The 10,862-nt window shown below is 36.4% G+C and carries 5 protein-coding genes; 4 read left to right on the top strand and 1 reads right to left on the bottom strand.

What is annotated here, in order from left to right:
- Nucleotides 1-131: 131 nt before the first annotated feature.
- Nucleotides 132-2,921 carry a PD-(D/E)XK nuclease family protein gene (locus tag OZD68_RS02300; protein WP_182309293.1) on the bottom strand — a complete coding sequence of 930 codons (2,790 nt, stop codon included), beginning with the start codon at nt 2,919-2,921 and terminating at the stop codon, nt 132-134.
- Nucleotides 2,922-3,021: 100 nt separating this feature from the next.
- Here OZD68_RS02300 and OZD68_RS02295 point away from each other — a divergent pair, with 100 nt between their 5' ends.
- The 4 genes from OZD68_RS02295 (at nt 3,022) to OZD68_RS02280 (ending at nt 10,757) form a co-directional block, all read left to right on the top strand.
- On the top strand, nt 3,022-5,916 hold the full coding sequence (locus OZD68_RS02295; RefSeq protein WP_182309267.1) for a phosphoribosylformylglycinamidine synthase subunit PurL: 2,895 nt from the start codon (nt 3,022-3,024) through the stop codon (nt 5,914-5,916).
- A 95-nt stretch (nt 5,917-6,011) separates the two neighbouring features.
- A complete protein-coding gene (locus OZD68_RS02290) occupies nt 6,012-6,524 on the top strand; it encodes a hypothetical protein (RefSeq protein ID WP_182309266.1) in 513 nt (170 codons plus the stop codon).
- Nucleotides 6,525-7,158: 634 nt separating this feature from the next.
- A complete protein-coding gene (uvrA, locus tag OZD68_RS02285; protein ID WP_182309265.1) occupies nt 7,159-9,954 on the top strand; it encodes an excinuclease ABC subunit UvrA in 2,796 nt (931 codons plus the stop codon).
- 470 nt (nt 9,955-10,424) lie between these two features.
- Nucleotides 10,425-10,757 (top strand): hypothetical protein, encoded by a 333-nt coding sequence (locus tag OZD68_RS02280; protein WP_275008892.1) that lies wholly within the window; start codon nt 10,425-10,427, stop codon nt 10,755-10,757.
- The last annotated feature ends 105 nt before the right edge of the window (nt 10,758-10,862 follow it).

Below are 10,862 nucleotides of genomic sequence, written 5' to 3'. Positions count from 1 at the left end.
AGATAGTTACATGAATTTACCATAAATCACCATCTCATAAAGTGTGATGCAACAAAGCCATCCCAGTGTCTGGGCACTGGGATGACACCCTTTTGGATGGAAACCAGTGTCAGGTACTCGGATGACACCATTTACAACCACTCTCCTACCCTTTCTAGCTGTTTATAGCTGTTAAATCTCAGGAATTTATCAAAATATGGAGAGGGAATAAAGGGTGTGGAATTACTTAAATAGTTAGATAAAAAACCAGGCAGATCATTTTTTAATTCTTGCATTTTGTATCTATAATTTTGTATAGAAATAACTTTTATTTTATCATAATCAAGTTTCCAATAAGCAAGTTCTGAGACTTCTCTTTTTGTTATATGTTCTACCGCTAAGGCTTGTAAAATTAATTGCGGAAAAAATCCCGACATTACTTCTTCATTGGAAGGTGGTGTACCAAGCTTATAGTCTATAATTGCCACTTGCCCACTTGGTAGATACTCAACTCTATCACATCTTGCTATCAGTGAAATTTCTTGTTGCTTATTTGTCATCCAAGCAGTTTCATACTGATCACAAGAACCAGTGTCACGCGCTGGAATATGAAATATCGGACAGGAAAAGTTCTTTTCCAACTCAACATAATTGCTTCGAGTTTCATCAAATTCGACAAAAGATTGAATTATCTTTTGTAGTCTTACCCACCACATATTTGAAAAATTAAACTGACTAGTCGAGAATGCTTCTCGTGCAATGCTCATTGGAGATTTTTTGTTGCGTAAATATCTTGCAAGAATGTTGTGTACCATAGTGCCAAATTCCAATATCGATGGCTTAAAATTCAAGTCTCTTAATTGTTTAAGGCCCAGTATATATTCAACGTAAAATGAATAAGGATTACGAATTAGCTTTTCTATTGCACTGCAAGACATCACCTGCATTTTTTCTTTTCTAACTTCGGTTTGAGGTTTTGGCATAGGCTGAGTACATGGAACAGTACATTCAGGCGTATTTAATATCCTTAGCCAATCACGATACGGCTGCTTCCCCTCCTTGAGTAGAATTTCCAAACGCTGCAATAGAATTGGTTTTCTATGGCTTAGCGATCTTGTAATATAAACCTTACTTGCACAAAACAAATTGTGTAAAGTATAAAAAAAATACCCCTGCTCTTCTTGCACGGAAGGAAGATTAAATTTTTCTCTCGTAAATGCATTCAAAAGCGGATTTTGAAAGCTTGGCGCTTCATTAAATCCAGCAAGTATTACAACTTTGTTGTGATATAAGCTGAATCTATTCAAGTCACTTGCTACAGAGAAAAACTCTTTCTCTAAAAATAAGGTCAGAATTTGGCTATATAACTCTAAGGAGCATTTAATTCCTACACCCTCACATGCATTTGAGAAATTACAGGTAAAATTACCTATTTCACTATTTAGCTCTGAAAAATTTATACCAGATAATATATTAATACACTGCAAATGAGTTGCTACCACATCAAAAATAGAGCAATTTATAGAACGAAGTAAAGGATTAAATATAACCTCTAACTTACTGATAATAAGTAATATATCTTCTTTGTATTTTAGCTTTTTATGGGCATTGATAGCATTTATAATATCGCTCAGGCCATTTGTACTAAAGTTGCGTAATATCTCTATTTCAAATTCAGATAAAATCCGAGTGTACTCTTCTTGAGTGTAACCAAAAGTCACTAGCCTATGTTTAAGGAGCGAAAGTAATGACACACTGCTCCAATTTGAGGTCAAAACTTCGATACTATAAAGCAGAAGCGTTATATAAGGGTAATTTTCCGGTATGGGACCGTGTTGCCTTGATAAACATGCTATACGAGCTGCAAGTAATTTATCAAAGACGACCAAAGAAATGTTTTCATAACCTTCATTTTCTATAATTAATGATGTCACTTGTGCTTCTTCCTCTCTGGAATCACAAGTGATGACTTCAATATTGCCAACATGTCCACTACTAACTTTGCTTAGATCGGCAGTTGTATCAAAGACGTAATCTAGATATTCCTCAGGACTTCCTGTTATCCCAGCCCTTTCTTCTGTCATCCCAGTGCTTGACACTGGGATCCAGTTTTCATTATACAGCCACCTGGTGCGCTCATTTAAAGTTAAGTTTTCTGGATCCAAGTGTCTGGGCACTGGAGAACACGCTTCTGGCAGAAAACTTACATCCTCTCTGCCTATACTTAAATAACCTAGCAGATCTTTCAGACAATATTGATAGTGTTTTTTATCAAGCAATTTCCAGTCTTTCTCTTTAATTTTCAAATTCAGGTTAGGCAAAATTATTTTTCCAAATGGCAGATCATATATAGCCTTAATTAACGACTTATCCTTTCCAATTCCAACAAAGATTATATATTGGTCTTTTTGTAAAGAGGTTATCATACTGTTTATGTAATCACTCTTATGTTCTAATATATCTACTACTCCTAAATCTTTTAAAATTTTATTCCATGTTTCAATAAGTAAATTTATGAAACTTTCTATTTTTTTTGAATGTTCATCGAACTCTGCCATTTGGGTATACTGAATTTTATCAAGCAATGATGGTAGGCTATAAGCTAAATCAATTGGAAAATTATCATTATTTTTTCTATTCCACTCCAATATGAATTGAATGAGTAGCAGCGTCCTTTTTGTTGGCTTGATAACTTTGACTCTATCAAGATTTAATATTAAATCCTCCTCATCGATGTTCTCTAGCGAAACTATCTCTGGCAAAATTATGCATTTTTTAGCGTTATAATTCTTGAATGCACTCAGCAGCGCTATCACATCCCTCTTGCAAGAAAGTATGATCTTTACTTCAGGGATTTTTTCTCTTTCATATTGAGAAAATATATGCTGAACCAGCACATCAAAAAGAGATTCATCCACATTAACGGTAAAAACTCTTCCCACTAACAGTAACAATTAATACAATACTTTTATTGTATAGAAATTATTCAAAATATAAACGTGCTTGTATGCTATTATATATTAAAATCTTTTATAACATTACATGACAAACATCAGAATAGAAATTTTAAATAAATGTGAGCAAGTTGGCCGCAGATGGTTAGTCAACGTTTACTCGATTTATATACACAAAGAATTACCACCAAAATTATATGAAGAAATTTGTGGGCTATTTTATAATAAAGTCATACAATGCTGCCGTTATTATTCCTACAACGAAAACCTTGAAGAAGTTCAATATGACTTCATAGAACCACAAGCTGAGTGGGGCTTGGAGATAAGCTTCTTACCTGGCATGACCGATAATGTAGGCAACACAGCAAAACAAATTGTTAGAGAGTATTTAATTAGCAAGGGCCACATTGATGAAGGCGTTCATATCAAAGCAAGAAGTTCAAAACTTATTTTGGGTAAAGGAAGCATGCCAACCGAAGATTATATAAAGCAAGAATTCAACCCTATCACTGAGTATTGCACGCTTGTTTATAAAAAAAACGGCAATTGCTATTGGAGGCATTACGGTAAATATAAAAAGTTTACTCAGTATCAGTCCGTGAAAAAGGATGCTAAGCCTGTTAACCTAAATGTAAGTGACCAAGAGCTTGAAAAGATCAGCAGAGATGGAATCAATGGTAACGGCACTTTAGGGCTCTCTCTGACAGCAATGAAAGCTATAAAGGATTACTTTAAAAAACTTAATAGAAATCCATATGATATTGAACTTGAGTCCCTAGCACAAACTTGGTCTGAACATTGTAAGCACAATATCTTTTGCTCTCCTATTGATGAAATAAAAGATGGCCTATACGCACATTATATTAAGCGTGCAACGCGTGAGATAAATTCTGACATATGTGTGTCAGTTTTCTCCGACAATGCCGGAGGAATAATTTTTAATGACGATGACTTAATCGTAGATAAAGTTGAAACTCACAATAGCCCTTCGGCGCTTGATCCGTTTGGTGGAGCAATGACCGGAGTGCTTGGAGTTAATCGCGATATAGTGGGTTTCGCGAAAGGCGCGGAGCCTATAATGAATACCTATTACTTTTGCTTTGCCAAAGAAGCAAAAGGCAAGTTTTATAGGGACAAAGAGCGCACTGATGAGATCTTACCGCCAAAATATATAATGAAAGAAGTGATCCACGGTGTTAATGTTGCTGGTAATTGCTCTGGTATTCCAACGCAACTTGGATCGGTATATTTTGACGATAGATTTTGTGGCAAGCCGTTAGTTTTTGTTGGCAGTGTCGGAATTATTCCGCGCAACATAAATAACGCACCTTCACACATCAAAGGGCCTAAAAACAGCGATAAAATCGTAATTATTGGCGGAAGAGTTGGAAGAGACGGAATTCACGGTGCAACGTTTTCTTCAGAGGCTTTGTCGGGAAACAGGCCTTCAACGATTGTGCAAATTGGTGACCCTATAACACAAAAAAAACTATCCAATGCCGTCATAAAAGCAAGAGATCTTGGTCTTTATAATGCAATAACGGACAATGGAGCAGGTGGGCTGTCGTCGTCTATTGGTGAAATGGGAAAAGACGGATTTGAAGTTGATTTGAGCAAGGTTCTCCTTAAAAACGATGGTATGGCTCCGTGGGAAATATGGATATCAGAATCACAAGAGAGAATGACCTTAGCAGTGCCAGAAGAAAATCTCCCTATGTTTAAGCAAATCATGAAAAAACATGATGTGGATGTTTGTGTGATTGGAGAGTTTAATGAGAGTGGTAAAGCCGTTGTTAAATGTCCTAAAGGGACAGTAATAATGGATATCGGAACTGAATTTCTGCATGATGGTAATCCTAAAATGCATTTACAGACAAAGCCGTGGTCTAAGGGGCTTCCAGCGCCACGCGCTGGAATGACAACAAGTTCGCCTTCTTTAGAAATTGAATTAAAAGAAATGTTAAGCAGACCAAACATTTGCAGTAAAGAGTTCATAGTGGTGCAATATGATCATGAGGTTCAAGGGTCGTCAGTGCTGAAACCACTGCAGGGCAAGGGAAGAGTGTGCAGTGAAGCTATTGTTTCAAGACCAATCCTTTCTTCAAATAAAGGTGTTGTAAAATCGCAAGGATTTGGCTCAAGTTATGGAGAAATTGACACCTACCACATGGCAGCATGTGCAATTGACACCGCGATACGCAACTATGTAGCCGCAGGAGGAAATATAAATCATCTAGCGTTGCTCGACAATTTTTGTTGGTGTGATGCTTATAATCCAGAAAGGTTGTGGCAACTAAAGAGAGCTGCAGAGGCTTGTTACGACTTTGCAACTGCATTTAAAACACCATTCATATCCGGAAAAGATAGTATGTTTAACGACTTTAAGGGATATGATGAAAATGGCGAGAAAGTGATGATATCTGCACCACCTTCATTACTCATCTCAGCAATTGGAATTATAGAAGATATTGAAAATGCGGTATCGCTTGATGTAAAAATGCCAGGAGACTTAATATACGTGCTTGGAGAAACACTTGATGAACTTGGTAGATCTGAATATCAGTTATATAGTGGAATAGGTAATAACAACGTACCAAAAGTTGATGCAAAGAGCGCTAGGAAGTTGTATGAGCGTTACAACCAGGCAATAAAAGATGGCATAATTGCCTCTGCAATTGCACCAAACTTAGGCGGATTAGTTATTGCTCTGGCAAAATCGCTAATTGCAGGAGATCTCGGTGCTGAAATCGATCTTTCACTAGTGCCAATAGGAAAAATACAAAATACAGACATAATAAACAAGATAATAATGTTTTCTGAATCGCAAAGTAGAATTTTGGTTACTATTGCACCACACAATCAGAAGAGGTTTGAAGAATTGTTTGAAGGTGCAGTTTATTCATGTATTGGCAAAGTAACAGAGAAAAAGGTGCTAAACATAAAGGATGTTTTAAAAGTAGATCTGAAAGATGTGGCATGCTAATATAAAATATTTTTCTTATTATGCTAAATAACTCTTTTACTATATGTAATGTTTATTTAGAATGAATGTATGTTATTAATTTTTGGTAGGTAATTATGTCTATTTTATCGATACTCCTGTTTATCAGTCTTTCTTTACTCAACACTTCAAATAAATTGATGATATGTGCTGCCTTATCTGTGGGAGCTGCTTTAGTTGTAAATTCAATGGTTGAATTTTATGGCAGAAGCAAAGCTACGTACAACTTAATAGTGTGTACAGCGCTATGTTGTGTTTTTAAATGGCAAAGTTTTAATTTGATGATATTGATTTCATATACTGCAATTTTAGTATCTCTTCTCTCAAGCATAATTATTTTTGAAAAATTGAAGTCCAAGTTGAATTTTCATATGGCAAATTTCATTACTTTAATTATAGCATCAGTCGTTGATAGTGCCGTTGTATGTGTTGGATTACTATACGAATTTTCTGCAGGTAAATGCTTATCAATATACATTAGAGATTTAATTTTTAAGTTTTCTTATGTGTCAGTATTGAGCATCTGCTTGTTTGTAGGAATGTATTTATTTTGCTTGGCGAACAAGAAGTATTTTAAGATTTCCACATAACCTGTTTTCTGATATAGCTAAACTGACTTTGGGTCCTTGGGGTGTATTTGGTGGTCCTAATACGTAACAACAGTTTAGAATTTATAGGTAGCCTAAACCCACAACTGTACAAACACTATGATTTGAGCCTATCATGTGGGTGTCATTCCAGTCCCCAGACACTGGAATCCAGAAAAAAGAATGGTGTCATCCCAGTGCTTGACACATAGCTGTACGAACATTCATTTTTGAAGGTAAATTGCACAGCAAATGGTGTCATTCCAGTCTGGAATCGAGAAATTTTGCCTATAACTGAGCTGATGAGCTAAAGGTAGTTGTCTTACGCTAAAACAAACGTTTTTAATTAAGTTGCGTAGAACCAGTGTCTGGGCACTGGCCCACTGGTGGGAATTGCTCCTAAACTACAACGTTCGTACAGCTATTTGCTTGACACTGGGATGACATCATAGGGGCACTGGCCTACTTAACCGTCATACCGTCGCGGTATCTCAGCCGCTAACAAGTAGCGGAGTGACGATTTATCAAACGCTGCTTAATTTTCCGTAACAGTTGAAAAAATCAATAGAAAATCAATATATCACTATAAATTCACGTATTTTGAGGCTATAATGGTTAATACGCTATATGGTATAATATGGACGATTTTATCAGAGTTAAGGGCGCAAGGGAACATAATCTGCAAGGTGTAGACGTCAATGTACCGAAAAATAAGCTAGTTGTTATAACTGGGCTAAGTGGTTCTGGCAAGTCTAGCCTTGCATTTGATACGATTTATGCAGAAGGCCAACGCCGGTACGTTGAAAGCCTGTCAGCTTACGCGCGTCAATTTCTCAACATTCAGGATAAACCAGATGTTGAGTCGATTACAGGTCTCTCTCCTGCAATATCTATCAACCAGAAATCGATCTCAAAAAATCCAAGGTCAACAGTTGGAACTGTTACCGAAATTTACGATTACTTGCGCTTAGTATATGCACGAATAGGAGTTCCTTATTCACCTGCAACTGGATTACCAATAACAAAACAAACGGTGTCTCAAATTGTAGATACTATAATTGCGTTACCTTTAGAAACTAAGATATATATACTTGCCCCTGTTGTGCGTGGTAGAAAGGGAGAACATCTTAAAGAGATATTGGAAATTAAAAGACAAGGTTACGTAAGGTTCAAAATAGATGGTGAAGTGTACAATGTAGATGACTTGCCTAAACTCGATAAGAACAAGAAACACGACATTTTTGTGGTTGCAGATAGAATATCAATATTGGGCGATATAGGAAATCGACTGCCAAGTAGTATAGAATCCGCACTAAAACTTGGTAATGGTCTAATGTATGTAGAAATAGTAAACCTACCTGACAACCATAATTCCGAGTATAAAAATGGTCAAATTCTGACTTTTTCAGAGAATTTTGCATGCCCCGAGTCTGGTTTCACTCTTGAGGAAATAGAACCAAGATTATTTTCTTTTAACAGCCCTTACGGTGCATGTGGTTCGTGTAATGGGCTTGGTAAAAAGCTGGCTATTGATGTGAAGCTGATAGTGCCAGATGAAACTCTTTCAATATCTGAAGGCGCTTTAAAGCCAGTGGGATCAATGTTCCGTCAAGTGCACAGAGGTTATGGATTTTTAAAAAGTGCAATTCTATCACTGGCTGAAAATTGTAAATTTAGCCTTGATGTTCCGTGGAAGAACATAGATCAAGAAGTAAAAGATATGATACTCTTTGGCTTCGGTAAATTTCAAGGTTTGGTCAGTATCTTAGAAAACCAGATGGATTATGATGAAACGCTTGTTGAGCGATATTGCTCTGTTACTCACTGCAGAGAATGCACTGGCTATAGATTGAGAAAAGAGGCGCTTACAGTAAAAATTGATAGCAAACATATAGGTGAAATATCAGGGCTCAGCATCGATGAATCCCTTAAATGGTTTGAAAATTTGCCAGACAAGCTCACAGAACAACAGAAGCAAATCTCAAGTAAAATATTAAATGAAATAATCAAGAGGCTAGCATTTTTAAAGAATGTAGGGTTGAATTACCTAACGCTTGATCGAGAATCTAGCACTCTCTCTGGCGGTGAGAGTCAGAGGATCAGACTTGCTTCACAAATTGGCTCTGGTTTAACAGGAGTGCTGTACGTGCTTGATGAACCCTCGATAGGCCTTCATCAATGTGATAATGATCGGTTAATTGCCACACTAAAAAACTTAAGAGACATGGGTAACACTGTAATCGTTGTTGAGCATGATGAAGATACAATAATGGCTGCTGATTATGCGATTGATATTGGTCCTGGAGCTGGCGTAAATGGTGGAAAAGTTGTTGCAGAAGGAACACCAGACCAGGTGCAAAGAAATTCGGGGAGCATAACAGGGCAATATTTGAGTGGAGAGAAAAAAATTTTAATTCCAAGGAGAAGAAAGCAAGCAACTCAGTTCATAAAAGTAATAAATGCATGTGAAAATAACTTAAAAAATGTGAACGTTAAATTTCCTATAGGGAATCTTATTTGTGTTACTGGAATATCAGGAGGGGGAAAATCAAGTTTAGTCATAGAAACGTTATATAAATATTCAGCACATAAGATACATCATTCGTCTGCAAGGTATGGTCAGTGTGATAGAATAGAAGGCCTTGAATATATAGATAAAGTTATAGAAGTTGATCAGTCGCCAATTGGTAGAACTCCTGCGTCAAATCCAGCAACATATGTTGGTATGTTCACTCATATAAGAAATTGGTTTGCAGGTCTTTCGGAGTCAAAAGCAAGGGGATATAATATAGGCCGGTTTTCATTTAATACCAGAGGGGGAAGGTGTGAGGCTTGTAAAGGTGATGGGCACTTAAAGATAGAGATGCATTTTCTACCGGACGTTTATGTGAAGTGTGAGCAATGTAAAGGGCGAAGGTATAATCGGGAAACATTGGAAGTTACTTATAAAGGAAAATCAATCTCTGATGTCCTTGATATGACGATAGATCAAGCTTGTGATTTTTTTGAAAACCTTCCAATGGTAAAAGAAAAGTTGATTTCTTTGCAGGAAGTGGGGCTTGGCTATATAAAACTCGGACAGTCGTCAACAACGTTGTCTGGGGGTGAAGCACAACGAATAAAGCTGTCCAAGGAGCTATCAAAACGATTTACCGGAAGAACATTGTATATTCTTGATGAGCCAACAACTGGATTACACTTTGAAGATATAAATAACTTACTAAAAATACTCCATAGATTAGTCGATCTGGGAAACACTGTTATAGTTATCGAGCACAATTTGCACGTTATAAAAACTGCAGATTATATAATAGACATCGGACCAGAGGGCGGAATAAAAGGCGGAGAAGTGATTGCTACTGGAACTCCAGAAGAAGTGGTAAAAATTCCAGAAAGTGTTACAGGCAGGTATCTTAAAACGTATTTATTATAAACTATTTCTTAATTATATTAGGCTAGGTTGCATATTTATGATTTGGAGATAAGAATGTCAGTATATCGATACTTTAGAAGGTATAGCACTTCTCGCAATAGTCCGAATAGGATAAGATATGTGCTTATGGCTATGGTAGAGCAGTAGCATATTATGATCTGTTCGGATTATTGTAAAAAGAGCTATACGTTGAATATGGAGTTGTACCTGCTAAGAAAGCAGAAGATAACACACTAGTTCCAGAAAATAGTTTCTATAAATCTGTACGTTACGTTGATAATGTGCTAGGACCTGTGAAAGATGTAATTTGTGGAGTTGAGAGTAAAGACAATTATAACAAGTATTATCAAGATAATGATAAATGTGAATACGTGGGCCACAGAGCAGAGTGAGTGTATTCATTGTGTACACTGGGTGCTGTTTTAGCAGCCAACATAATATTGCAACCTTTATTTTTGATAGTGGCATGTTTGTCATACTTTCCAGTCAAGTTATTGTCAAAAATAACAGGGGACTATTGTTTTAAAACAGATACAAAATCATTCGTTAATTATTCAAACATATTTTTAGAAATGTGGCAAGATTATGCTAATGCAGTAGCTAGAGTATTTAACAAGATTGTAAGTTATGCTTGCGCTGCTATCATTTGGGCTGCCGCGTCAATCATAACGCCACTTGTGTGGGCTTGTGACAAAGTGCAAAGTAAGTTGAGTGAAGTACAGAAGCAAGAAAAACATCAATTTTTATCTAAGGATAATTCAAAGACTACTTCAGTCAATGGTATACCACAAACTGAGTTATAAGTTCTGCTTTTCAGCAGCATGAACTATATTGAAATGGAATAAAAAGTGAAAGAGTGTAAGCTTAAGTTATTTTAGCTATACTATATAAATTATTTTATAATATAT

Origin of the sequence: Wolbachia endosymbiont of Drosophila bicornuta, assembly GCF_028982105.1 — a bacterium.
GTDB lineage: Bacteria > Pseudomonadota > Alphaproteobacteria > Rickettsiales > Anaplasmataceae > Wolbachia > Wolbachia pipientis.
The sequence above is the reverse complement of the archived record's forward strand: the minus strand, read 5'-3'. Positions and strand labels throughout refer to the sequence as shown.